This is a genomic window from Flavobacterium sp. (assembly GCF_024305175.1).
In the GTDB taxonomy this organism is placed as follows: domain Bacteria; phylum Bacteroidota; class Bacteroidia; order Flavobacteriales; family Flavobacteriaceae; genus Flavobacterium.
Map to the genome: position 1 here is coordinate 50,322 of NZ_JAMWYY010000005.1, position 25,495 is coordinate 75,816.

24 protein-coding genes are annotated in these 25,495 nt (G+C 39.1%); 11 read left to right on the forward strand and 13 right to left on the reverse strand.

The window, feature by feature from the left end; all coding sequences use genetic code 11:
* The first annotated feature begins 99 nt into the window (after positions 1–99).
* From Q0K96_RS02280 to Q0K96_RS02295, 4 genes are all read left to right on the forward strand, one after another.
* A complete protein-coding gene (locus Q0K96_RS02280) occupies positions 100–1,497 on the forward strand; it encodes a tetratricopeptide repeat protein (RefSeq protein WP_297332390.1) in 1,398 nt (465 codons plus the stop codon).
* A 95-nt stretch (positions 1,498–1,592) separates the two neighbouring features.
* Positions 1,593–2,333 (forward strand): shikimate dehydrogenase, encoded by a 741-nt coding sequence (locus Q0K96_RS02285; protein WP_297332391.1) that lies wholly within the window; start codon positions 1,593–1,595, stop codon positions 2,331–2,333.
* A gap of 148 nt (positions 2,334–2,481) precedes the next feature.
* On the forward strand, positions 2,482–4,494 hold the full coding sequence (locus Q0K96_RS02290; protein ID WP_297332392.1) for a DUF349 domain-containing protein: 2,013 nt from the start codon (positions 2,482–2,484) through the stop codon (positions 4,492–4,494).
* Between the two features lie 20 nt (positions 4,495–4,514).
* Entirely contained in the window at positions 4,515–5,225 is a 711-nt protein-coding gene (locus Q0K96_RS02295) for a hypothetical protein (RefSeq protein WP_297332393.1), read from the forward strand.
* Here Q0K96_RS02295 and mazG read toward each other — a convergent pair.
* The 3 genes from mazG to def form a co-directional block, all read right to left on the reverse strand.
* Positions 5,222–5,995, reverse strand: coding sequence for a nucleoside triphosphate pyrophosphohydrolase (gene mazG / locus Q0K96_RS02300; RefSeq protein WP_297332394.1), 774 nt, complete (start codon positions 5,993–5,995; stop codon positions 5,222–5,224). The genes Q0K96_RS02295 and mazG overlap by 4 nt on opposite strands.
* Before the next feature lie 81 nt (positions 5,996–6,076).
* Positions 6,077–6,523 carry a DUF5606 domain-containing protein gene (locus tag Q0K96_RS02305; RefSeq protein WP_297332395.1) on the reverse strand — a complete coding sequence of 149 codons (447 nt, stop codon included), beginning with the start codon at positions 6,521–6,523 and terminating at the stop codon, positions 6,077–6,079.
* A 57-nt stretch (positions 6,524–6,580) separates the two neighbouring features.
* On the reverse strand, positions 6,581–7,168 hold the full coding sequence (gene def, locus Q0K96_RS02310) for a peptide deformylase (RefSeq protein WP_297332396.1): 588 nt from the start codon (positions 7,166–7,168) through the stop codon (positions 6,581–6,583).
* A gap of 188 nt (positions 7,169–7,356) precedes the next feature.
* Here def and Q0K96_RS02315 point away from each other — a divergent pair, with 188 nt between their 5' ends.
* The gene (locus Q0K96_RS02315) at positions 7,357–9,573 is read left to right on the forward strand and encodes an FUSC family membrane protein (RefSeq protein WP_297332397.1); all 2,217 of its coding nucleotides are present in this window, start codon (positions 7,357–7,359) and stop codon (positions 9,571–9,573) included.
* Here Q0K96_RS02315 and Q0K96_RS02320 read toward each other — a convergent pair whose 3' ends face one another.
* From Q0K96_RS02320 to Q0K96_RS02345, 6 genes are all read right to left on the reverse strand, one after another.
* Positions 9,574–10,206: a hypothetical protein gene (locus Q0K96_RS02320; RefSeq protein ID WP_297332398.1), complete on the reverse strand. Its 633-nt coding sequence runs from the start codon at positions 10,204–10,206 to the stop codon at positions 9,574–9,576.
* Between the two features lie 756 nt (positions 10,207–10,962).
* A complete protein-coding gene (locus tag Q0K96_RS02325) occupies positions 10,963–11,487 on the reverse strand; it encodes a hypothetical protein (protein ID WP_297332399.1) in 525 nt (174 codons plus the stop codon).
* A 12-nt stretch (positions 11,488–11,499) separates the two neighbouring features.
* On the reverse strand, positions 11,500–12,552 hold the full coding sequence (locus Q0K96_RS02330; RefSeq protein WP_297332400.1) for a hypothetical protein: 1,053 nt from the start codon (positions 12,550–12,552) through the stop codon (positions 11,500–11,502).
* Complete coding sequence (locus Q0K96_RS02335; protein ID WP_297332401.1) at positions 12,506–13,321, reverse strand: hypothetical protein; 816 nt, start codon at positions 13,319–13,321, stop codon at positions 12,506–12,508. The genes Q0K96_RS02330 and Q0K96_RS02335 overlap by 47 nt, the downstream gene beginning before the upstream one ends.
* A gap of 248 nt (positions 13,322–13,569) precedes the next feature.
* On the reverse strand, positions 13,570–14,031 hold the full coding sequence (gene ruvX, locus Q0K96_RS02340; RefSeq protein ID WP_297332402.1) for a Holliday junction resolvase RuvX: 462 nt from the start codon (positions 14,029–14,031) through the stop codon (positions 13,570–13,572).
* A gap of 26 nt (positions 14,032–14,057) precedes the next feature.
* Positions 14,058–14,792, reverse strand: a complete 735-nt coding sequence (locus Q0K96_RS02345; RefSeq protein ID WP_297332403.1) for a class I SAM-dependent methyltransferase — start codon at positions 14,790–14,792, stop codon at positions 14,058–14,060.
* A gap of 136 nt (positions 14,793–14,928) precedes the next feature.
* Here Q0K96_RS02345 and Q0K96_RS02350 point away from each other — a divergent pair, with 136 nt between their 5' ends.
* Both Q0K96_RS02350 and Q0K96_RS02355 read left to right on the forward strand, forming a co-directional pair.
* Positions 14,929–15,744, forward strand: coding sequence for a 2,3,4,5-tetrahydropyridine-2,6-dicarboxylate N-succinyltransferase (locus Q0K96_RS02350; RefSeq protein ID WP_297332404.1), 816 nt, complete (start codon positions 14,929–14,931; stop codon positions 15,742–15,744).
* A 9-nt stretch (positions 15,745–15,753) separates the two neighbouring features.
* On the forward strand, positions 15,754–17,616 hold the full coding sequence (locus Q0K96_RS02355; protein WP_297332405.1) for a glycosyltransferase: 1,863 nt from the start codon (positions 15,754–15,756) through the stop codon (positions 17,614–17,616).
* On the opposite strand, the gene Q0K96_RS02360 is transcribed toward Q0K96_RS02355, so the two are convergent.
* Both Q0K96_RS02360 and Q0K96_RS02365 read right to left on the reverse strand, forming a co-directional pair.
* Complete coding sequence (locus Q0K96_RS02360) at positions 17,561–18,394, reverse strand: glycosyltransferase family 2 protein (protein ID WP_297332406.1); 834 nt, start codon at positions 18,392–18,394, stop codon at positions 17,561–17,563. The two genes, Q0K96_RS02355 and Q0K96_RS02360, sit on opposite strands and share 56 nt — an antisense overlap.
* Positions 18,395–18,445: 51 nt before the next feature.
* A complete protein-coding gene (locus Q0K96_RS02365; protein WP_297332407.1) occupies positions 18,446–19,210 on the reverse strand; it encodes a lipopolysaccharide kinase InaA family protein in 765 nt (254 codons plus the stop codon).
* A 90-nt stretch (positions 19,211–19,300) separates the two neighbouring features.
* Between Q0K96_RS02365 and Q0K96_RS02370 the strand changes: the two genes are divergently transcribed.
* Positions 19,301–20,152 (forward strand): glycosyltransferase, encoded by an 852-nt coding sequence (locus tag Q0K96_RS02370; protein WP_297332408.1) that lies wholly within the window; start codon positions 19,301–19,303, stop codon positions 20,150–20,152.
* 9 nt (positions 20,153–20,161) lie between these two features.
* On the opposite strand, the gene Q0K96_RS02375 is transcribed toward Q0K96_RS02370, so the two are convergent.
* Both Q0K96_RS02375 and Q0K96_RS02380 read right to left on the reverse strand, forming a co-directional pair.
* Positions 20,162–21,169 carry a hypothetical protein gene (locus tag Q0K96_RS02375; protein WP_297332409.1) on the reverse strand — a complete coding sequence of 336 codons (1,008 nt, stop codon included), beginning with the start codon at positions 21,167–21,169 and terminating at the stop codon, positions 20,162–20,164.
* The gene (locus tag Q0K96_RS02380) at positions 21,153–22,268 is read right to left on the reverse strand and encodes a glycosyltransferase family 4 protein (protein ID WP_297332410.1); all 1,116 of its coding nucleotides are present in this window, start codon (positions 22,266–22,268) and stop codon (positions 21,153–21,155) included. Before Q0K96_RS02380 ends, Q0K96_RS02375 begins: the two co-directional genes overlap by 17 nt.
* 100 nt (positions 22,269–22,368) lie before the next feature.
* On the opposite strand from Q0K96_RS02380, the gene Q0K96_RS02385 reads away from it, so the two are divergent.
* The 3 genes from Q0K96_RS02385 to Q0K96_RS02395 are packed head-to-tail and all read left to right on the forward strand — an operon-like array spanning position 22,369 to position 25,495.
* Positions 22,369–23,472 carry a DegT/DnrJ/EryC1/StrS family aminotransferase gene (locus Q0K96_RS02385; RefSeq protein WP_297332411.1) on the forward strand — a complete coding sequence of 368 codons (1,104 nt, stop codon included), beginning with the start codon at positions 22,369–22,371 and terminating at the stop codon, positions 23,470–23,472.
* A 2-nt stretch (positions 23,473–23,474) separates the two neighbouring features.
* Positions 23,475–24,050 (forward strand): L-threonylcarbamoyladenylate synthase, encoded by a 576-nt coding sequence (locus Q0K96_RS02390; protein WP_297332412.1) that lies wholly within the window; start codon positions 23,475–23,477, stop codon positions 24,048–24,050.
* Positions 24,050–25,495 (forward strand): HD domain-containing protein, encoded by a 1,446-nt coding sequence (locus Q0K96_RS02395; RefSeq protein ID WP_297332413.1) that lies wholly within the window; start codon positions 24,050–24,052, stop codon positions 25,493–25,495. Before Q0K96_RS02390 ends, Q0K96_RS02395 begins: the two co-directional genes overlap by 1 nt.

Genomic DNA, 25,495 nt, shown 5'->3' on the forward strand with positions numbered 1-25,495 from the left:
TGAAAACGTGTTAATTAAATTGTTTAAAAGAATACAAAATAAATTCTTTTAGAGCGAAACATTTAGTAACTTTAAGAAGGATAATAAAAACAAAGGAGTATGAATTTGAGCCACGAAGAAGAAGATAACAGTTTATCCTTATCAAAGTTCGAATCGATGTTGAAAACCAACAAAGTGCTGTTTTTTGACTCTGAAGAGTTTGAAGATATCATTTTGCATTACCTCGATACCGGAAAAATCAATTTAGCTAAAAAGGCCTTAAAACTCGGCCTGGAACAGCATCCCAGGTCAACAGGCTTAAAATTAGTGCAGGTAGAACTTTTAGTTTTTGATGACAAGCTCGACCTGGCAGAGCGACTTTTAAATGAGCTTTATGCCATAGAGCCTACCAACGAAGAAATTTACATACAAAAAGCCAATATATACAGTAAGCGAGACCAGCATGACAAAGCAGTAGAGCTGCTTAAAACAGCATTAGAATATACTGATGATTATGCCGATGTATATTCGCTTATAGGTATGGAGTACCTTTTTATGGACAACCTTGAGATGGCCAAAGAAAGCTTTATCAAGTGTCTTGAAGAAGATACCGAAGACCATTCTGCACTGTATAATGTGGTGTATTGCTTCGATTTCCTTGACCAGAACACCGAAGCTATTGAGTTCTTAAATGGCTTTATAGACCGCAACCCTTACAGCGAAGTGGCATGGCACCAGCTTGGCAGGCAGCACTATACTTTAAAGCAGTATGAACCTGCCCTGCGCGCATTTGATTATGCCACCCTGATAGACGATAGCTTTTTAGGGGCATTCCTCGAAAAAGCCAAAACACTGGAAAGGCTTAAACGTTATGAAGATGCCATCGAGTGCTACAACATAACTATGGAGCTTGATGACCCTACCTCTTTTGCATTACTACGTGTAGGCAAATGCCATGAACGTTTAGGCAATCATGAAAAGGCGCTAAAATTCTATTTAAAAACGGTGCATGAAGACCCATTGCTGGATAAGGCCTGGATAGCCATTACCGATTTTTACATACGCCGCAAGAATTTCCAGAAAGCGCTGTACTATGTTAACAAAGCCATTGGCATAGATAACGAGAACAAGCTGTACTGGAAACGTTATGCAATTATCAATAAAGCTCTCCATTTTCATGAAGAGGCCGAAGAAGGTTACAGAAAGGCGGTAGAGTTTGGCGATCATCAGTTAGACACATGGCTTTTTTGGGTAGATACGCTACAGTTTTTAGGTGAAAATGATTCGGCTATCAATACGCTGCTGCAGGCTACAGAATATTTTCCGGAAGAATATGAGATTGAATACAGGCTTGCAGGACTATACTTTATGAGCAGCCAGAACGACAAAGCCATATTTCATCTTAGCAATGGCTTAAGGCTAAATTACAGGAATCATGTAATGTTAGAGGAATTTTTCCCTACCATCTGGGATTCTGAGATTGTGCAGGAAGCTATTGCACACCACAGGAAACAGTAATAACTTTTTTATCATAATTAAATGCCGCCTTTACTAAACAGGGCGGCATTTTTATTTATTATCCTTACCTTACAGCCAACTAAAAATTATTTGTAATGAAAGAGGTAAACTACGGACTTGTAGGCTCTGATATCAGTTATTCCTTCTCTCCCGGCTATTTTAAAGAAAAATTTAAAAAGGAAGGGCTGAAAAATTACAGGTATAACCTTTATGATATACCTGATATTAACCACTTACAGGATATAATTGCTGAAACCAAAAAACTAAGGGGCCTCAATGTGACCATTCCTTATAAGGAAGCCATTATACCTTTATTAAACTCAACTTCTAAAACAGCAAAAAAAATTGGTGCTGTAAACACGGTTACTGTTTCTAAGAAAGGAAAACTTAAAGGCTTCAATACAGACCATTACGGGTTCAGGAAATCATTAAAGCCATTACTTAAAGAGCACCACGAAAAAGCACTTATACTGGGTACCGGCGGGGCATCTAAAGCGGTTGCCTATGCGTTACGGAAGCTGGGCATAGAATATGATTTTGTTTCAAGAAACGGAGACGAAGTTATTTACTCATATACCGACCTTGATAAAGAAATCTTTGATGAATACCATATCATCATCAACACTACCCCACTGGGTACCTACCCTGATACCGAAGAATGCCCGCCTTTGGACTACAGCCTGTTTACCGATAAACATATTGCTTTCGACCTGGTGTATAACCCTGAAGTGAGTACCTTCCTTAAAAAAGCGGGAGAGCACGGCGCGGTAACTAAAAACGGGTATGAAATGCTTGTTTACCAGGCAGAAAAAGCATGGGAAATCTGGAACAAGTAACTACCTGAAACTGCTGATGTTGAAGATATTATTGTGATTACATTAAAAAATTGCAGTTTATCTTGGAAATTAATCTTTTTCTTTGAATTTTAAACTTGCTTTCTTATCTTTCGGCATTAAAGCAGTACAAACCTTAAGCATTTACACAATGTCAGAAGAAAAGAATGATAACCTGCAATTAGCAGACGGAGGTGCCATAAGCGGCGCGGGAGATACCTTTGAAAATGGTTACATGCCCGATAACAAAGTGGTTGATAACAGCGAATTGCCTGATGATCTGGAAGATATAACCAAGATTCATGAAACAGAGGGGCAATTACCTTTTGCACCGGTAGAAGTACTTAGCGGCGGCAAAAAAACTGCTGTGGATGCCATTGAGGAAAGTAATGCCGAAGAAGGTGAAAATGATTCTGCTGACAAACATGATTTGCCCGAGGTGAATTATGAAACGCTTTCTATGGAACAGTTAACAGACGAACTTGAAAAGCTAACATCTGCTGAAAAGGTAATGTCGGTTAAGGACCACGTAGAAGAAATACGGAAAGAATTTTATACGAAATACCATGATTTTATAGAAGAAAAGAAAGAAGAATACAGCCATGATAATGATGGAGATACTTCAGGATTCGACTATAATTTCCCTTTGAAGAACAGGTTCGACCAGATATATAACCAGTACAGGGACAGGAAAAACAGCCATTTTAAAAAGCTGCAAAATGACCTTAAAAGCAACCTTGATAGCAGGCTTGCCATAATTGATGAGCTAAAGAACCTTGTTGACAGCGATGAAACCATGAAAGATGCCTTAAAGCATGTTAATGAGCTTCGTGAGCGCTGGAAAAATGCAGGCCCTATACCACGTGATAAGTACAATCACGTATGGAATAACTTCCACTTTCACATGGAAAGGTTTTACGACCACCTGCACCTTGACAGGGAAACCCGCGATATGGACTTTAAGCACAATCTTGAGCAGAAGCAAAAAATTATAGCACGTGCCGAAGAGTTGCTACAGGAAGAGGACATTGTAAAAGCATTCAGGGAGCTGCAATCGCTCCATAAAATGTGGAAGGAAGAAATAGGTCCTGTTTCACGCGAGCACCGTGAGGAAATATGGAACCGTTTCAGTGAGCTTACTAAGCAGCTGCATGACAAACGTGAAGCCTTTAACTCGCAGATAAAAGAGAGAGAGCAGGAAAACCTGCGTAAAAAACAGGAAATAACGGCAATGATAAATGAAATTGCCGCTGAAACTGTAAGCAGCCACAACGGCTGGCAAGGCCAGATACGCAAGGTAGAAACGCTTCGCAATGAATTTTTTAATGCTGGCAAAGTACCCCTTGAGGTAAATGAAGATACCTGGGCAGCATTTAAAGCTGCCGTCAGGAACTTTAACAGCTCTAAAAACTCATTCTATAAAGAAATTAAAAAGGAGCAACAGGATAACCTTACCAAGAAACAGGAACTGGTAGAAAAGGCGCGATCACTTAAAGACAGCGAAGATTATGCTGCCACAACACCTGTAATGAAACAGATACAGGAAGACTGGAAGAAAGTTGGGCATGTGCCGCGTAAATATTCTGATGAACTCTGGAAGGAGTTTAAAGCGGCATGTAATCATTACTTTGACAAGATGCACGCACACCGCAACGAAGCCAATAAAGAAGAGGTGGATGCATTTGAAAAGAAAAAAGATTACCTTGACACCTTAAAGGATTTTGAACTTACAGGAGAACATAAAACCGACCTTGACGCCATTAAAAAGCACATTGAGAACTGGAAGGCTATAGGCCGTGTACCTCAGAATAAGAGACATATAGAAGGTAAATTCAATAAGATACTGGATGCATTATTTGATAAACTGAGCCTGTCTAAAAAAGATGCTGAAATGGTTAAATTCAGCAACAGGCTGGAACAGCTTGCCGACAGCGATGACAGCCGCAGGCTTGAAAATGAGCAGATATTTATAATGCGTAAAATTGATGAAGTGCAGAGCGAGATATTACAGCTTGAAAACAACATTCAGTTTATATCTAACGCAAAAGCCGATAATCCTTTTGTAAAAGAAGTAATGAAGAGTATAGACCGCCATAAAGAAGAACTGAATACCTGGAAAGAAAAGCTTAAGCAGATAAGGACTATTAACCAGGGAAATGAATAATTACTTTTACACCAACTAAAATGCAGGCATTATTATTAATTGCGGGAGTACTCATCATTGTATATAACCTGTTCGTAAACATTTCCAATCTCAGTACACTGGCTTCGGAGGCTTTGCGCCTAAATACCGTTAACGGGTACTGGGATGCTTATTTTAAAAGCTGTGTGAGCGCCCGTGCAATTATTTCGAGCATTATCGGGATGATATTTGCATTTTTGCTGTACCTGGCACTTACCGTGATTATTGCTTTCAGGGGCGAAGCGGTTAAAAAAGAAATTGCTTTAGCAAAAAGCACCGGTTACAAGTTTTATTATGAAAATATACCTTCGCTTTCAGAGCAAAAAAAGAATTTTCAAAGCAACGTAAATATTTGCGGCATAGCAGAAACAGATATAATTGCTACTGGTATTGTAAGGCTGGACCTTGCACAAATAATGGCACACATACAAAAAGAGTGTGAGGCAAAAAACATGACGCTGCGTTATGAAGTAATGCAGGAGATACAATTGGGTAACGATACTGCCACACTGCCTTTTCTATTTACAATAAACAATGTGGATTACCCGCTGTATGTTATTTATACTGAAGAACACAAAAAACAGTTCAGCGCAGTTAGTGAAAAACTGAAAGCTGCTGGCATTAATGATGTGCTGTACTATTCACTTTTACCAATAGAAGAACCCGAGGTTATTGTAACTGATACTGTAGAAATAACCCCCGGACTGGTTTAAAGCTTTTTAGCTTCATTCCAAAAAACATCCATTTCGGCAAGTGTCATGTCTGCAAGTGGCTTGCCCAGTTCGGCAGCCTTGCCTTCAAGGTACTGAAAGCGCTTTATAAACTTCTTATTAGTCCTTTCCAGTGCGTCTTCGGGGTTAATATTAAGAAAACGGGCATAGTTTATCATCGAGAATAAAACATCGCCAAATTCTGCCTCAATCTTTTCTGTGTTACCGCCCTTAACCTCATCCTGAAACTCGGAAAGTTCTTCCTGTACCTTATCCCAAACCTGGTGCGGCTCATCCCAATCAAAGCCCACGCCTTTAGCCTTATCCTGTATGCGGCTTGCTTTAACAAGTGCCGGCAGACTCTTGGGCACGCCTTCCAGTACCGATTTTTTTCCTTCTTTCAACTTTAGTTTTTCCCAGTTTTGCTTTACCTGCTCTTCATTCTCCACCTTAACATCACCATATATGTGCGGGTGGCGGTGTATCAGCTTATCACAAATAGTGTTAGCAACATCTGCAATATCAAAATCGCCCGTTTCACTGCCAATTTTTGAATAGAAAACAATGTGTAATAATATATCGCCAAGCTCCTTTTTAATTTCCTGCAGGTCGTTATCCAGTATGGCATCGCCCAATTCATATGTTTCCTCAATGGTAAGGTGCCTCAGGCTTTCCATTGTCTGCTTCATATCCCATGGGCATTTTGCCCTCAGGTCATCCATAATATCCAACAGTCTGCTAAAAGCCTGTAATTGTTCCTGGCGTGTATTCATAAAATGGCATTTTTTGTAAAAATAAAAAATCCTGCCGCTTTAAAGCAGTGGCAGGATAATTATTATTAGTAAGATAATAAATTACTTTTCTGTTTTAGCCTCTTCTTCTGCCGGGGCTTCAGCTTCCTCAGTACTGATTTCTTCATCTTTGCTTACAAGCCCTTTAGCCTGGAGCATGTTATACCAGTTCAGTATCTTCTTTATGTCAGATGCATATACCCTGTTTTCATCAAATTCAGGAAGCACCTCACGAAAATATGCCTCAAGTGTGGCATTATCTTCTTTATGCGAAATGGCTGCCCCATTATCTTCTTTTTCGGCTATGGCTTTAAATACCTCAGCAAGGCGTACTTCACCATCATAGGTATAAACCGATATTTCGGACAGCAGGCTGACGTTGCTTCTCAAACCTACAGTTATCTTTTTGCCATCTGTAAGCGATTCTGCCACAAAACCTGTCCTGGTTTGTAATTTAAGTGCATATAATCCCGGCTTTCCGGAAATGGCTAATATTTTTTCTATACTCATTCCTGTATTTTTTTTAAAGGGACACAAATATCACATCTTTGGCCTAAAAAACAAAAATTATCTGCCTTTTTTGGCAACAAATTTCATCTTGTAGTCCGGCCTTGTCTTCCCTTCAATTATGTTTTGAAGTTTCTTTTGTATCAGGCGCTTTTTAAGCGGCGATATTTTATCAGTAAACAATACACCCTCAATATGGTCATACTCATGCTGTATAACCCTCGCAATTATACCGTCATGCACTTCTGTGTGCTTATTAAAATCTTCATCAAAGTATTCTATGGTAATTGTTTCTTTGCGGTAAACATCTTCGCGCACTTCGGGTATGCTAAGGCAGCCTTCATTAAAGCCCCACTCCTCGCCTTCCTCTTTCGTGATAACCGGATTTATAAAGGTCCTCTTAAACTTACTCAGTTTTTCCTGCTCTTCCTTGCTTAGGTCTTCATCTTCACTAAAAGGCTGAGTATCTACTATAAACAACCTGATGGCCAAGCCTACCTGTGGCGCTGCAAGCCCAACCCCATAAGCATTATACATAGTTTCATACATATCGGCAATTACCTTTTTAAGGTCAGGATAGTCCTTGCTTATCTCCTCCCCTTTTTTGCGTAGTACCGGGTCGCCATATCCTACAATAGGTAAAATCATTTCTCAGGGTTTTACTAAAGGCATCATTACCGCCTTATTTCATTAATATCGTGCCGCAAAAGTAGTAAATAAAAAATTAACCGCTTTGTGCAGCAGCTTTGGCAAATGCTAAATTTTTGTGAGAAAAACCCCTGCCGGGACTTAATGCCTTTACCATTGCTTACCTTTGCGGAAGATTAAAAATGGTAATGATACAGCGAATAAAGCAGTTTGCCGACAGCACTAATTTTACAAAAGCCGTAGTTGTTACGGTTGCTGCGGTAGTACCCGTACTTATACTGGCGCATTTCGGCTTTTTTGAAACCGGGTTTGCTATTGCTATTGGCGCTGTGCTTACTTATCCTGCCGATATACAAAGTAACCTTAGCCACCGCATTAAAGGGTTGCTATCTGCTACTGCTATAATAACACTCTGCACGCTAACAGTAAACCTGTTGCATGATTTGCCACTGCTTTTTTACCCGGTTGTGCTGCTGCTTGTTTTTTTCCTGAGCATGATATCGGTTTACGGACAAAGGGCTACCATGGTTTCCTTTTCGGGGCTTTTGGCTATTGCACTTGCTACAGGCCATATCCACAAAGGTTTTGAAATATGGGAATATTGCGGGCTAATAGTAAGTGGCGGATTATTCTATACGATAATATCGGTAATATTCAATTATTTTAGCCCCCACCGCTATACCGAATTACAGGTTGCCGAATGCCTTAAACTTACCGGGAGGTATATGAAACAGCGCGGGCATTTATGGAAGCCTGATGCCGACAGGGAAAAAATTATAGAAAAGCAGCTTTTCATTCAGGTTGAACTGAACACCATACACCAAAACCTGCGCGAAATGCTGCTTCGCACCCGCAGTAATGCCGGGAACTCTAACCGCAGCAGAAAGATGCTGCTTGTTTTTATTTCCCTTATGGAGGTGCTGGAGCTGGCGCTGTCCAACTCGTTTGACCATGACAAGATACAAGGCAAGTTCAGTAATTACCCCAAAGTGCTTACCACCTACCAGAACCTGGCTTATAACTTAGCGGCAGCACTGAAAAATATTTCAAAAAGCCTGGAGAATAAAAAGAAATATGTATCGGCACACCATCTTCTGGAAGATTTGGAATATTTTGAGAGAGCTATTGCCGAATATGAGCATGAAGTTGGGTATGAAGCCGCAGCAGAGGGTGTTATAATGCTTACCAACATGCTGCACTATGCCGAAAAGCAAATAGAAAAAATCAAGGTTATAGAGCGGGCTCTTACCCTAAACGTCAATTTTAAAGATATGCAGGGCCGCGATAAGGATCTGGAGAAGTTTCTTGCACCCGAATATTATCCACTGCACACACTAAAAGAAAACCTGAGCTTTTCTTCAACTATCTTCAGGCTGTCATTACGGCTTACCATAACAATTGCTCTTGGCTTTATTATTGGTGCGTTATTACCACTGCAAAATGTGTATTGGATATTACTTACAGTTATTGTTATTATGCGCCCCGGTTACGGGCTTACCAAGCAGCGCTCTTACCAGCGTATTATTGGTACCGTTCTGGGTTGCATTATTGCTTTCGGGATATTGTATTTGGTGAGCCACCCCGCAATAATTGCCACACTTGCCATTGTATGCATGCTGATGGGCTTTACATTTACCGCCATTAACTACCGCATAGGGGCAACCTTTGTTACCATTTATGTAGTTTTTGTATACAGCATGTTAAACCCCGACATAAACCATGTTATACAATACCGCATTTTAGATACTGCCGTGGGGGCATTACTTGCCTTTGGCGCCAACTATTTTTTTTGGCCTGCATGGGAGTTTATACAACTGCCTGTATATATTAAAAAGGCGGTATCTGCCAACAGGGATTACCTCGCAGAAATAGCTGATTTATATAATAAAAAAGGGAGCGTGCCAACGTCCTACAGGGTGGCGCGCAAAAACGCATTTATAGAAGTGGGTAACCTGACTGCTTCTTACCAGCGTATGACACAGGAACCAAAATCGAAACAAAGGCAACAGGCACAGGCTTACAAGCTTGCATTGCTTAACCACACGTTATTATCGTCACTTGCTTCGTTAGGGGCATATATACAGTCGCACCACACCAGTAAGGCTTCAGAGGCTTTTAATGTGGTGGTACAGGCTGTAACGCGTAACCTTAACAATGCCATTGCCATGCTTGCACACGAAGATACCATACAAGCCCCTGTAGAGCAAAAAGAAGAACTCGCGGCCCGCTTTACCGAATTAAAAAACATAAGGGCACGCGAGCTGCACGAACGTTACAGCAATGACGAAGAAACCCTTAAGTTGAAACTACAGGAAGCCCAGCTAATAATAGAACAATTGGTGTGGCTAACCAATATTTCGGAAAAGATTGTAAAAGCAGCAAGGCAGTTGGAGGGTGTAAAGTAGTTAGTAATCAAATCTTTTTGCCGGGCTGTAACCATGCCTTTTCATAATTGCAGTGAATTCATGCGCTTCACTTTGAGTCATTATTCCGTTTTTAAAGGCAAGCCTGCAAAAGGTATATTCTATTTCAGTTAAATTCCCTTTTCTGTTTTCTTCTTTAATTAACGGATAAAAAATTTTCTTCCAGTCATCTGAAGCTTTTTGAATAATAAAAGTGGCGCGAAAGGGATTAATCTTTACGTATTTATCCAGTTTGGTTGTTGTAGGATAGCCATAGCGCTTTATTATTGTATGTAGGTTAAGTGCATTTCTGTTATAGACCCTTACTATAAAATCTGCTGCTGTAGGAGGTACTTCATTAAGCTGATAATCAAGATAAGAAGATATATTGGTAGATGGATACGGATTTGGGGCTACTATTGAGTCATTATAGTATGAATAAAAGGGTATTTCTAAATCACCCCCTCCCCTTCTTATATGTCCTTCAAGCTTCATCGTAACGTCATTAAGATAATCCATAAACTTAAGGCGCTCTATAAGCTGTTCATGGTCTCTTTCAAGTAAAATATCTTTACTACTTTGCGGGAATAGGTTTAATGCGAACAGCATACAATGAATCAGAAGCAATTTTTTCATGATTTAAAAATTGGTGAAGTAAATTGTAATAATATTAAAGGGCTGTCTCAAAAGGTTTAGGTGGAAGCTCGCATATCATTCTGATGTGATAAAGAATCTCTTAACATCAATGTTAGGATTTATAGCTTCAATACATTTCGCTCAAAATAACACTTTTAAGACAGCCAATTTTATTTCTTCAACATACTATACACTAATCTTAAAATCAATACTCCAGCAAATACATAAAGTATATATAAAGCTATAGTAAAAAAATTTATAATATAGTATGTATCACCAATATTAAGAACAACATCATTCTCTCGTAAAACGTAGCCTATTATTAAAATCACTATTAATAAGATAGCCAAAAAAAATTTACTTGAGTTCATTATAGCTTATTATTATAAAATTAAGATACGGTATACAGTATTATCTATCTTCTTTTAATTTTTTAATCTTAAGTTTAAGGTACGTCCTTAATAACAGATATAAGTATATACCTAGTATTATAGGTATTAACATAAAAATAGAGGGTAGAATGGTTAAAAAAATTTCTTTCATGTCTTGTCGGTTAATTAATGCTCTTTAGTTGTGCATAAATAATCGAACCAGTATTTTTATTTACTCTAATAATTATTTGTTTCCTGCTTATTATACCAATTTACATGTCGCCTATGCTAATGCCCATAAGGATATAACTTCTTTATAGTAATTTCAGCAAACATAGTTATTATATAAAAACTATTAATAAGTAAATATGGCTATTTTTATAATCTAAGTTAAATATGGTATAAATTTTAGATGTAACTTCCATTTACCACTTATTTTTTCATACACATAACCATATCCTTCCCCCTCCCATGAAGTATTATTAGAAAGCATATTAACAATTATTACGGCATATTTGCCGTCTTCTGAGTATATAGGTCTTGAAAGTGAAACATATATTTTACCATCATTATTGACTTTAATAACTTCTCCAAAATTTTTTATGATTTGTAATTTATCCTTAACATCGGATGGACTAAAAAGATGTTTCTTCCATTTTTCTTTACTAAAGCTTTTATAATGAAATTTTTGTGGAAATTCAATCAATTCCATAGTCGTAAAACCTTCCAAATAATCATCTGTTGTTGATACATCCGGAATCTCCAATAATCGGTATGCATCCCATTTGGTATAATTACCTAAAGCAAGCTGCGCTATTTCATAGTCACTACTATCTTCTAATTGAATTCCTTGTTTAGATGAACAACTCAATAAGATAATTATTATGAATGTGGAAAGAAATGTTTTCATTATATATAATTATTAGTTGCAAGAGTTTGAATTACTATGAGGTAACTGTCCATTCCACTCCGAATTTTTTTCTTCAGCAGTAATAATATCTCTAATTATCTGTCGCTCGTTACTGCTTGGAATTAGATTAATGAATTCTGGATTTGTAACATATCCTCCATTCATACCAATATCTGTAAGTCCCTGCCATGCCATTGCATTGTAAAAAGAATCAGGTAAATTGTATCCTTTACCTACTGCATAAGCTTTCAAAGCATCTCCTAAGTTCTGAATATATTGAGTCATAAAAGCATGATGTTGTTGCGGCCCAACAGCGACTTCATTTAAATATGCTTGTATCAATTGGGCGTAAGTGGGATTATCTTCGATTGTATGAATACAATTATTATATTCGAAATATAATAATATCGCATGTAAGTTTTCATGTATTATAGTCATAGCAATTGATAAGTCAGTAGAAGTAGTGATATAATCATGATTCAATTCAATAATCAAATTATAAGCTGGCTCATTTAAACTATTCGTTGTTACAGGGTTTGGTTGTTTAAAACGTGTACGACCCTTTGTTAATTGAGGTAATTCATGTGAAACCTTATAATGTATATTATGAGAACCTGTTGCTAAAGGATTAGCAAAAATTGCGTTGAAAATCTGACTCATATCTGAAGCTGAATTATATATATCTTTCACGATATTATTTTGACAAGCTGGGTATACAGTATTTAAAATATTATTTGGTATATCACCATTCTCAATATCTTCTATAGCATTTTCGGCAGCCTCTATACTCTCATGTGAGTACTCTTCATCTTCCAAAAATTCAAGTATTTGTTTAGCAAATTCATTGTTATTTGAATTCTGCATAGCAAAATCAAGTATCTGGTGTGCCAATTGCTCCCTATCCTCGTCAAATGGTATGCGGTTACCCAGCAGGTTCATTAGCCCGTCCTTTACTTTTTTATTAAAAATCCTGCTCAGCCAAAATTTTTCTGCTTCAGTTAAATCAAATTTAAAGGTTTCATAAGTTAAATCTATAACTGGTAATGTTACAACAGGGGGGGGCAAATTCAGGATCGTTACCGCCACCCCCTCCACCAGGCCCTCCGGGGTTAGGCACGGGGCCGGGAGCATCAAAATCAGGTACCATTATTATTATATTCGGACCTCCCCCGCCAACGCTACCACCATTTCCGTTTTCTGTTACAGATAAAGAAGTTGGGCATTCTATATAAACTTCATAGTAAAATTCACCCCCACTGTATTGCTCAGTTATTGGATGATAAAAAGTGCGATAAAAACAATTGCCATTTTCATCTCTGTGGATAACATGCTGTCCACGTCCATTAGAACTTTTTACAATATATTTATTTTCTAAATTATCGATAGACACATCATTGTTTAAATCTTTTACATCTATATAGTCAAGCCTATAATCAAATATATAAGATGATGTATTTTGTGCATCATCTTCTAATATCACAAGATTTTCAAATCGTTCAGACACTACACCATCCCTGTAAATCTGAAAAGTATAGGTTTTATACTTATCATATTCAATTACCTTTACCTGCCTGTCATCATAAAAGAATCCGTTAATAGTATCATTAACAATAGCTTTTGATGACATTGAGCTTCTATCAGCCGCTCTGTTCAATTCGGCATAAGCCTTAGAATTCTTTTTAAATTCTTCAAAAGAAATGGTTTTAACATTAATAGCGCCGGATTGGGTACTGCCAGAGGTGGTAATATCATTGTCGTCATTTTGGCAGTTAGTAAAAATCAGCAACACGCATGTTGCCATAGCAGCAGTAAGCAGCCTGAGAAATTTTTTCATTGTTTGTAATTTTAGTTGGACAAAAATAATCCTTCGATTATTATTTACAATTATAACAATTATTCGATATTCTTATTGCGCTTATTCCTGTTAATAAATTGTTAATTATTATTTCAGCATTAAAAAAAATCATCAATTAGTGTGGCTATATAAATTTTCAAAAAAAACTTCATCGGGCTTTTTCCAGTTTCAAAATTTCGGCAAAATCATTAATATCATAAAGCTTTTTTTTACCAAAACTGAAAGGCTTAAAGTATATTTTTTCGTGATAGATAATCCTGTAGCATAATTGTTGCCGAAATTTCATCTACAAGGGCTTTATTTTGCCTCTGTTTCTTCTTTAAGCCACTATCAATCATGGTTTGGAAAGCCATTTTGCTGGTAAAACGTTCATCTATCCCTTCTATAGGCATATCAGGGAAGGCTTTTTTAAACTTTTCTGTAAAAGTAGCAACAAGCGGTGCGCTTTGAGACGGCTCATTATTCATTTGCTTAGGAATGCCTATTATAACCTTTTCTACCTTTTCATTAGTAAAGTACGCTTGAAGCCATGCAATGGCCGATTCTGATGCTATTGTGGTTAAGCCAGTTGCTATCATCTGCATTTCGTCTGTTACTGCTATGCCTGTACGCTTTAATCCGTAATCGATTGCCATTATTCTTCCCTTTCCTCTGTTACCGAACAGTGACATAGTATTATCTTTACCCATATATACTGCTTAATCTTTAGTTTAATCTATAACTTGCCCATCCGCAAAAGTAACGGAAAGGTTACCTGTTTGTCGTTATTTTCCCAGCTAATTTTTAATTCTTCTTCAATTAAGCTGAAAGGATTTATCCCTTTCTGCTCTTTATAATGCTGCACTGCCGACCATGTTTGCAGGTACCCTGCAAGTTGTTCAAAATCCCATGTAAAGGTATTGACAAAGTTTCTATCCGTATAAATCTCGTTGAAAGGAAACGGAATGGTTTTATAGTTTTCATCAAGGTAGCGTCTTTCAGCATCCCAGTACGGGCCCACAATGTCATGATAAAACCTTCTTATTATCTTGTCAGATTCATTGTTAGTCCGCAAAAGCCCGTAACCCATAACTGCTATAATGCCTCCGGGTTTCATAATGCGGTAAACCTCTTTATAAAATGCATCAAACTTAAACCAGTGAACCGCCTGTGCCACTGTAATCAGGTCGAACTTGTTATCATTAAAACCTGTAGCTTCGGCTGGTTGCCTGCTGTAAAATATATTGTCTTTGCTTACAGCATGTTCAAGCTGTTTACTGCTGATATCTGTAGCATATATTTCTTTAAAGTAAGGTGAAAATAAAGCTGCAACCTGTCCGTTGCCCGTAGCAACATCTAAAGCACAATTTCTACCCACTGCGAAAGATAAGATATACGACACCATTTCCTCCGGATAGGCAGGACGGTATTTTGAATATTCTTTTGCAAGTGCCGAAAAATTGTCTTTCATGATTGACAGATTTTTAGTAAATTTAATTATTTCCTGCACTTTATGGAAACGAACGGAAAAGATTTGTATTTTGCCCGAATGTTTTAACGATGATAATTTACAGGGATTGTTATCTTTGCCCAAAAACAAAATTGCCATGAATACCATACAAACCCTTATAGAGCAGGCCTGGGATAACAGGCAACTGCTTCAGGAAGAGAAAACCATAAAAGCCATACAGGAAGTAATTGATATGCTTGACGCAGGAAAGCTGCGTGTAGCAGAACCCGGCAATGATGGCTGGAAGGTAAACGAATGGGTTAAAAAAGCTGTTGTACTTTACTTTCCTATCCGCAAAATGGAAACGCTGGAAGCAGGGATTTTTGAGTATCATGACAAAATGCCGCTAAAGCATAATTATGCTGAAAAAGGGATTCGCGTAGTACCCAATGCCGTGGCACGCCACGGGGCATATATAGCATCAGGCGTTATATTAATGCCCAGTTATGTAAACATAGGTGCTTATGTAGATGAAGGTACTATGGTTGACACATGGGCTACTGTGGGCAGTTGTGCACAAATTGGTAAAAACGTTCACCTTAGCGGCGGTGTGGGCATAGGCGGGGTTTTAGAACCGTTGCAGGCCGCACCCGTAATAATAGAAGATGGTGCCTTTATAGGCTCACGTTGTATAGTGGTAGAAGGTGTAAGGGTAGAAACTGAAGCTGTTCTTGGCGCAAATGTATGCCTTACCGCATCTACTAAAATTATTGATGTTACAGGCAATGAACCGGTAGAAATGAAAGGGGTTGTGCCTGCCAGGTCTGTAGTAATACCCGGCAGCTACACTAAAAAATTTGCCGCAGGCGAATATCAGGTGCCTTGCGCGCTTATAATTGGTAAACGCAAGCCTTCTACCGATTTAAAAACCTCGCTCAACAATGCTTTAAGGGAATATGATGTAGCGGTTTAAAAACTGATAATGAGCGGAAACCAAACTAAAATATCTGCGCTTGCCATTGTTTTTAATGAAGAGCACAACATAAGGGAGTACCTGCAAAACATGTCGTTTGCCGACGAAATTGTAGTGGTGGACTCTTTTAGTACCGACATGACTCCTGCTATTATACAGGAGGAATTTCCTCATGTGCGCTTTTACCAGCGCGTTTTTGATGATTTCTCATCACAGCGTAACTATACATTAGATCTTGCCACACACGACTGGGTTGCTTTTTTTGATGCCGATGAAAGGATAACACCAAAAGGCATTAAAGAAATAACAGATGTTGTTAACAGCAATCCGGAAGAAGTTGCGCTTTGGGTAAAACGTATCTTTTACTACCAGGGCAAGCCACTGGTAAACAATAACTTTAACGAAGACCGTACAGCCCGTATATTCCGCAAGTCAAGATGCCGCTATTCTGATAAGCTGGTGCATGAAAAGCTTACCATAAACGGTAAAAGCCGCGTGCTTAAGTATGCTATAGAGCATTACTCTTTTATCAATAAAGAAGATTTTCTCCAGAAAAGGCTGCAATACTCCAAGCTAAAAGCCAAAGAGTTTTATAATGAAGGTATTACCACAAATGTGTTTCATTTCACGGTAAGGCCGGCTTTCCGGTTCTTTAAGTACTATGTGTTAAAGTTCGGGTTTATAAATGGCAGACAGGGCTTTGAGATTGCACGGATTTTAGGCTACCATGTTTATATGCGGTATGTTTACCTGCGCGAAATGAACCGCAATTGCAGGAAGATACTGGTAATACAGCAAAAAATGATTGGGGATGTGCTGGCAAGCAGCAGTATTTGCAAAATGCTGAAAGAAGAATACCCGTGTTCGCGTATTGACTACCTTGTAAATACATTTACAACTCCTGTTGTAGAAAACAATCCTTATATAAACAGGATTATACCCTTTGAAGACCGTTACCGCGAAAGCAAACGTGCATTTTTCAGTTTTTTAAAAGGGATACGCAAAACCGGATATGATGTGGTTATTGATGCCTACGGAAAGTGGGAAAGCGGAATAATTACCTCTTTCTCGGGAGCTAAAACCAAAATAGGCTATAAAAAGTGGTACACTTCTTTCTTTTATAATAAAACTGTGGAACCTGATAAAACCGTATCAGGTTCGGCGTTATACCACCGGATGCAGCTGGCAGAAGCAGCTACAGGCACAAAACACGTTATTGAATATCCTAAAATATACCTGACAGAACAGGAACAGGCAGTGGCTGCAGCCTATATGGCAGAAAAAACAGATGACTATAAGCCGGTTATAATGATAAGTGTATTGGGCAGCGACGATATAAAGAGCCTGCCTGCGCAGGAAATGGCAAATATCATCAGCTTTATTGCCGCCACTATTGATGCTACATTGCTTTTTAATTACCTGCCATCGCAGGTTGAGAAGGCGAAAGAGATATACAATTTGTGCACTAAGCAGGCACGCGAAAAAATATTGTTTGACTTTTACGTTAAAGGGCTTAGGGACTTTTTAGGAATATTGTCGCAGTGTTCGGCGCTTATAGGCAATGAAGGCGGAGCTATTAATATGGCAAAAGCGCTTGGAGTACCTACATTTACAATTTTCTCACCGTGGATAAATAAAAACTCGTGGAACATGCTCACACAAACCGGTGAGCATATAGCTGTACACTTGCAGGATTATTATCCTGAAATTTACGGAGCCAAACACCCAAAAGAATTTAAAGAGAAATCTCTGGAGTTATATCCTAAGCTAAAGCTTAATTTGTTTGAAGACGATTTAAAATCGTTTTTAAACCATATTACGAAACAGGCGGAAGGCCGGGCTCCTTTACAATTCCGTAGGGAGTCCATTTAATTTTCTTTTCCTTAACCTCTTTGCGTATGGCAAGGTTAGCTGCAAGCGATTCAGGGGTTTTATAGCCCCTTGCGTGGTCAAGGTGCAAACAAACGGCTTTATGCCTTATTTGCTTGCCTTTAACGCCAAAGTTCTCTAAGCGCTCGCCAAACTCCCTGTCGGGTCCGCCATATTTCATGCGCTCATCATAACCGTTTATGGCAATCATATCTTCTTTAAAACCGGATGAGTTACAGTTATTAAATGAAGGCGTTGTGGTAGTAATATTATCTAATACCGTAGCCAGTACAGGCCCTGCAGAGAGCTTCATGGTTTGAGAAAAGCCCAGCTTATCCTGCTTTTTAAGCCAGTTCACATCAAAACAGCGTTGGCTTTCTATATCTTCTTTAGTAATAACCGTGCTTGTACTCATAGGGAGTTTGCAGTAACCACCTGAAAGGAACCTGCCTTTTTCGGCAAATTTAGCATGCACTGCTACAAAGTCCTCCCTCGGAATGCAGTCGCCATCTGTCATTATTATATATTCGTTCGCGGCTTCTACAATGGCTATATTCAGTATTTCCTGCCTGCGGTAGCCTTTATCTTCATGCCAAAGGTGGCGCAACGGTACCGGGTAATTTTCGGCATAACGGTCAATCAGTTCTTTTGTAGAAGCACGCGAACCATCATCAGCAATAATAAGCTCAAAATCTTTATAGGTTTGCACACTGTAACCTATAAGTACTTTTTCGAGCCATTTTTCTGCATTATATGTGCTTACTATTACTGATATCTTCATAAAAAAAGTCCGTTTAAATTATCCGCTTTACGGCATGCAAAGGTACTACATTTATTTTTTACGCAATCCCAGCTTTCGCTTGATGGCCCTTTTGCGGTGAAACCTGTTCGAGAAATACTGCGTGTATTTAACCATTAGCTTGTAAACCTCATCATAACTTTTGTTATACAGTTTGGCATATTCATCGCACATTACTTTTATCAGATGGTCTTCGGGGGTAAGCTTTGCCATGTTTACTATGCGTTGCTGCAGGTTCATGCTGTCATGAAAATTCATTCGGTTAAGGTCAACCAAAAAGAATTCATACTGCTGTGGCCCTGCTTTTTTAATCAGAGTATTGCCTGGCGTGTGGTCCTGAAATGCTATGCCCTTTTCGTGCAGCTTAAAAGTAAACCGGGTAAACTGGCGCAGTATAATTTCATGCTCAGGATAATCGGGTATTTCTATAAGCTGCCTGAAAGTAAGATCAGGGCTCAACTGCTCACTGATGTAATAACTGTCCTGAAATGAAAATGCAGTGGTATTCTCAAAATAAGCAATGGGCTGCGGTGTGCCTATGCCTTCCTGAAGAAGCCTGTTTGCAAACTCGTAAGAACGCCTTGCCTTTGATTTACGGAAAAACCGGTAAACAATTTTGTTGATTATATTGGGTATCTTGAAAGACTTAACGTTTACCGTACCGGAACCAAGCGGAAATATTTTTATTTTATTACGCCTGCCATCAGCAAACATAGTACCTGTGCTGGAAAAGTTATCTATAATGCGGGTTAGCTCGTCAGCATTGCCCTTAAAACCCGGATGGATTACTTTGTTCATCGGCAACTCCATTTTAGGCAAAAGTAACCATTTGCATTTTAGACTTCAAATAATTGCATTATTTTTACCGAAAATAGCAAAACCGCTCAAATGTTCAGCCATTACCTCATAACCCGCTTTAACCTGAAAAACCCTAAATGGGATGTTACTAAAAACAATGAAACCCTGCTTACAGATGAGTGGCTGGAGCACAGGCTGTGGCTGTTTGAGAATTTTTGCCTGCCATCGGTAACGGCGCAAACAAGCACCAATTTTACCTGGCTTATTTATTTTGATGTTACCACTCCCCCGGCCTACCGCAGCAGGATAGAAAATCTTATTGAGGGACACCAAAACATCCGCGTGTTTTATATTGAAGGTATGCCTGCTTTTTACACGGAAATACAAAAACTTATAACAGCCGAAACAAAGGGGCAGCCCTACCTAATTACTTCACGAATTGATAATGACGACTGCATACATAAAGACTTTATCGCCGAAGTGCAAAAGCAGTTCAACAAACAGGAGTACAGAGCTATTGATGTTATTAAAGGTTACTCCCTGCAAATTAAGCCCGTAGTTATGCTGGGTAAAAAAGAACACATTTTTAACCCCTTTATTAGCCTTATTGAAAAGAATGACAACCCGAAGACCGTGTGGTTTAATGATCATAACCTTTGGAAAAAAGAAACCCGCATTACACAGGTAACACATAAAAGATTATGGATGAGCATTATTCACGAAAAGAACAAGGTGAATGAGTTTGACGGCTATGGCAATATTAAGTGGGAAGATGTAAAGCAGGATTTTATAGTATCTGCACAAATGCAAAGCAATATTGATGCTAATATACTGCCACACAGTAAATGGGCATGGACAAGCTTTAAAAACGGTTTGTATGTAAACTGGGTGCTGTTCAACAAGATGCTTAAGAAGGCATTGGGTATATACAGAATAAAGTAGCTGATAACGCTACTTGATGTTCCTGTATTTTTTCTCCTCAACTGAATTGTAATTATCCCCTGCCACCATATCTACCCAGTGGCTCACCGTGTAACGGTTATAAATTTCTTGGGGTAATGGCTGGTAAGGTGTTTCTATAAATCCTTCCGGTATGCTAATGTTATCAGCGTCTTCTATAACATAAATGTTTGACGGATTGTAAAAATCATAATTTTTAATATCGGTATTGGTAGTAATAAGCTTTTTTTGGAAAGCCATTGCTTCGAATACACGGAAAGTAAGCCCGTCCTGAATACCAAATTTGTGCACATCTACAATAATACGTGATTGCTTTATGTGCTGCAAAACCCCTTCATTGTTAATACGTTTCTGTATGTAAGTAATGTAAGGATTTGTTTCCGCATTATCCTTCTTTACATAAAAGCGGTAGCTATAACCTGTATCTGTAAGTACTTTACCTAATTTTTGCAAAACCTTTACCCTGTAATCATCCGACATTACTGAGAATGCATCTGTTTCAGGCTCTGGGTTACTACCCTCAGGCTCATAGTACATAAAGTTTGGGATAAACTTTAACTTATAAGTATCTGCATCACGTTTTTCATAAGAATATATTTCATCAAAAAAATGAAGGACATCTTTTTTGCGGGGTATATTGTTTATAGAATCGTGGTAGTAAGCTATAAATTTATCTGATATTTTGCGTAATATATTAAGATGGCCATCAACAAACACATCTGGCCTTATAACAAGTGTAATATCATATTTATTTTTAGACACCTCACCTATCAGCGGCTCATACTTATAGAAATTTTTCAGCTTTGTTTTATAAAAAACTTTGTAAAAAAACGCTTTAAGGCGTTGCCATACATTTTTATAGCGGTAAGAATAATTAATAGTATTAAAATAATCTACCTGCCCGTAACGGTTTTGCAACTCTGCAAAAATACTGTCATAGTAACCGCTAAGGTCATAAGTTATAAAAAGTATGCGCTTATCCTTATTGCTTTGTGCCATATTTTACAAGTACCTCATTAAGTTCGTCAAACATTTTTTTGGCAATTACCTCTTTTGTAAAGTTAGCCTTTAAAAACTCATAACCGTTTTCGGTAAGTTGCTGTTGCAGGTTCTTATCTGCAGTAAGTTGTTCTACTTTGTCGGCAAAATCTACCGGATTGCCCACTTGCGCCATAAGTCCTGTTATACCATCTTTTACCACTTCGGGTATCCCTCCGGCATTGGCAGCAACTATGGGTATTCGGCAGGCATAAGCCTCCAGCAGTACGCCGCCCGTTGGCTCGTTGTTGCTGGTAAATAAAAACAGGTCAAATTCAGGCAGTACCTTCGGTATATCTTTCCTGAATCCTGCAAAAATTATTTCGCTTTCAACGCCTAATTCGCGTGCAAGCACCTTAACTTCTTCTTCCTGCGGGCCATCGCCAATTATTATATACTTTGCTTTAAAGTTGCGCTTGTGCAGTTCAGCAGCGGTACGCACCCATGTGTGCAGGTCTTTCATGGGGGTAAATGCAGCAATATTACCTATCAACAAATGTCCTTCCGGTATATTAAACTCTTTATGTAATATGCCGGTATCGGCATATTTAAATTTATGAATATCGGTAACACTGCCCACCACACAAAGCCTGCTGTGGTCTTTAACGGCATATTTTAATACATCTACAACGGGGTGCGATACACAAATAATCTTTTTTATCCCTTTGTAGTTATATTTCCATTTACGCAAAAAGTTACTGTCAACCCGGCGTATCATGGTACGGCATAACACCATCGGTATTTTTAAGCCATATACTAAAGAAGAAAGCACACTTAACGTGTGCGACTGGCTGTTGTGTATAAATAATATATCTGCCTTTTTCTCGTCGGCAATCTTTTTAAGGCTTTTGGCAAATTCAAGGCTGTACTCTCCTTTATAATCAAGCGCTATAACCTGCATATTCCTGCTGGTGGCAGCCTTATGCACTTCAGAATCTTTAACGCAAACTATCCATTGGTCTTCTACATAGCCAAAGTCGCGGAATGCTTCATATAAATAAATAATTTTCTGCTCATGCCCGCGCCATCCTTTAGATGCAGTAACCTGAATTAACCTCATAATGCTGAAATATTAGGGCAAATGTACCTAATTTTATTTTAATCCGTTAATAGCGCTGCTGTTATAAAAGTTCAATATTTTTGCAGTATATACCTGCTTTATGATAAAATTTCTCGACCTCCAAAAAGTTAACCTTCTTCATCAGGAAGAAATAGAAAAGCGGCTGCTGGAAACCTTCAGGAGCGGATGGTACCTTTTTGGCGGACAGGTAAAGCAGTTCGAAGACAGCCTTTGCAACTACACAGGCGCCAAACACGCCATAGGCACCGCAAACGGGCTTGATGCCCTGCGCCTGATTATTAAAGCGTATACAGAACTTGGTGTAATGCAGCATGGTGATGAAATTATTGTACCTGCAAATACCTATATAGCTTCAATACTCGCAATTACAGACAACAACATTGTGCCTATACTGATAGAGCCGGATGCTGATACTTTTAATATTAGCATCGGCCTTATTGAAGAAAATATTACATCCCGAACAAAAGGAATTATGATAGTGCACCTCTACGGGCAGGCGGTATTTTCGGAAAAGCTAAAGGCTATCGCTGAAAAGCATAACCTTAAAATTATTGAAGATAACGCGCAGGCAATAGGTGCGCAATGGAATGGGATTAAAACAGGAAATTTAGGAGATGCTGCAGGGTTCAGTTTTTACCCGGGTAAAAATCTAGGCGCAATTGGCGATGCAGGAGCTGTGACCACCAATGATGATGAACTGGCAAAAACAATCAGGGCGCTTGCCAATTACGGCTCTCATCAAAAGTATGTCAATCAGTACAAAGGGCTCAACTCCCGTCTTGATGAAATACAGGCGGCAGTGCTAAACATAAAGCTGCCCTATCTGGATAATGAAAACCAAAGGCGCAGGGAAATTGCCCGCTACTATACACAAAATATAAAAGACTCCGCGATAATCCTGCCTAAAGTACCGGAGGATGAAAACAGCCATGTGTGGCATTTATACGTTATAAGGTGCAAAGAGCGCGACAGGCTGCAAAAATACCTTACCGACAATGGCATACAAACGCTTATACACTACCCTATACCCCCGCACAGGCAGGAGGCTTACAAAGAAATGAATGAGCTTAATTTACCTATTACTGAAACAATACATAACGAAGTGCTGAGCCTGCCTATTAGCCCGGTACTAACTGATGAAGAAGTAAAACATATAACGGCAGCTTTAAACAATTTTAAATAAAAATGAGCACACAGGATATAAATACAGAAGTACATAATGCGTTTGAGGTAATAAAAAACGGTGGTATTATACTTTACCCTACAGATACCGTTTGGGGCATTGGCTGCGACGCCACAAACCCCGATGCAGTAAAGAAAATTTATGCCCTGAAACAGCGGGAAGAAAGCAAGAGTATGATTGTACTGGTAAACAGTGACAGGATGCTGTATAATGTGTTTAGCGAGATACCCGAGGTTGCCTGGCAGATTATAGAAGTTACCGATAAACCCACAACGCTGGTGCTGGATAAACCCAAAAATGTAGCACCTAACCTTATTGCCGAAGACAACACACTTGGTGTAAGGCTTGTTACTGAGCCTTTCTGTTACAAACTGATGGAGCGCATGAAAAAACCGCTTGTATCTACATCGGCTAATGTAAGCGGCATTCCTACACCAAATTCTTTTAAAGAAATAGACCATCATATTTTGGATGGAGTAGACTATATCGTAAATTTGCATCACGATAAAATTGCCGCCAAACCATCAAGTATAATCAAGATCGGCAATAATTTACAGGTAAAAGTTATCCGCCCTTAATGAAAGATGAAACTTCATATAAAGAAGCCCTGAATAACCCGGTTTTCGGTATAATATCTAAAGCTGCTGCCCAAATAAATACAGAGTGTTATGTAATTGGCGGCTATGTACGCGATTTTTTACTGCAACGGGGATTAAAAAAAGATATAGATGTAGTGGCTGTTGGCAGCGGTATAGCACTTGCAAAGGCTGTAGCTGCATTGCTGCCAGGCAATCCGAAAATACAGGTTTTTAAAAACTACGGAACCGCCATGCTGCGGTATGAAGACAACAATGGCGAATATACCGACCTTGAGTTTGTAGGTGCTCGCAAAGAATCGTATCAATGGGAGAGCCGCAAACCACACGTGGAGACCGGCACTCTTGAAGACGACCAAAACCGGCGCGATTTTACAATAAACGCCCTTGCACTATCGCTTAATGAAAAAGATTTTGGTGCGCTGATAGACCCTTTTGACGGGGTGGCTGACCTTGAGAATAAAGTAATCCGTACACCTCTTGACGCTGATATTACCTACAGTGATGACCCCTTGCGGATGATGCGTGCCATACGTTTTGCCACACAGTTAAACTTTGATATAGAAGAAAAGTCGTTACAGGCAATAAGCCGTAATAAAGAGCGCATCAACATTATATCAGGCGAGCGCATAGTAGATGAGCTTAACAAGATACTAATGGCAGATGTACCCTCTGTAGGGTTTAAGCTGCTGCACCAAACAGGTTTGCTGCACATAATCCTGCCGGAGCTTACTGCCCTGCAAGGTGTTGAGGAGGTTGAAGGCCAAACCCATAAAGATAATTTTTACCATACCCTTGAGGTGGTAGATAACATTGCGCCCAATACAGATGATGTATGGCTAAGATGGGCAGCACTGCTGCACGATATTGGCAAAGCGCCTACAAAAAAATTCAGTAAAAAGGTAGGCTGGACATTTCACGGGCATGAGTTTTTAGGCGGTAAAATGGTAAAGCGCCTTTTTGAAAGGCTGCACATGCCGCTTAACCACAAAATGAAGTTTGTATCTAAAATGGTAATGCTAAGCTCCCGCCCTATTGTGCTGGCTCAGGACATTGTTACCGACTCTGCCGTGCGCAGGCTTATTTTTGATGCAGGGGATGATGTGGAAAGCCTTATGACGTTGTGCGAAGCTGATATAACAACCAAGAACCCGAATAAATATAAAAAGTACCATAAGAATTTTAAGATAGTACGCCAAAAAATTGTTGAGGTTGAAGAACGCGACCACGTCCGTAACTTCCAGCCGCCCATTAGCGGTGAAGAGATTATGGAAATCTTTAACCTGAAGCCCTCACGCGAAATAGGCGTACTTAAGGAAGCCATCAAAGAAGCCATACTGGAAGGTGAAATACCCAACGAATACCAGGCAGCCCATGACTTTATGATGGCACGTGCCTCTAAAATGGGATTGACTAAACAACAATAG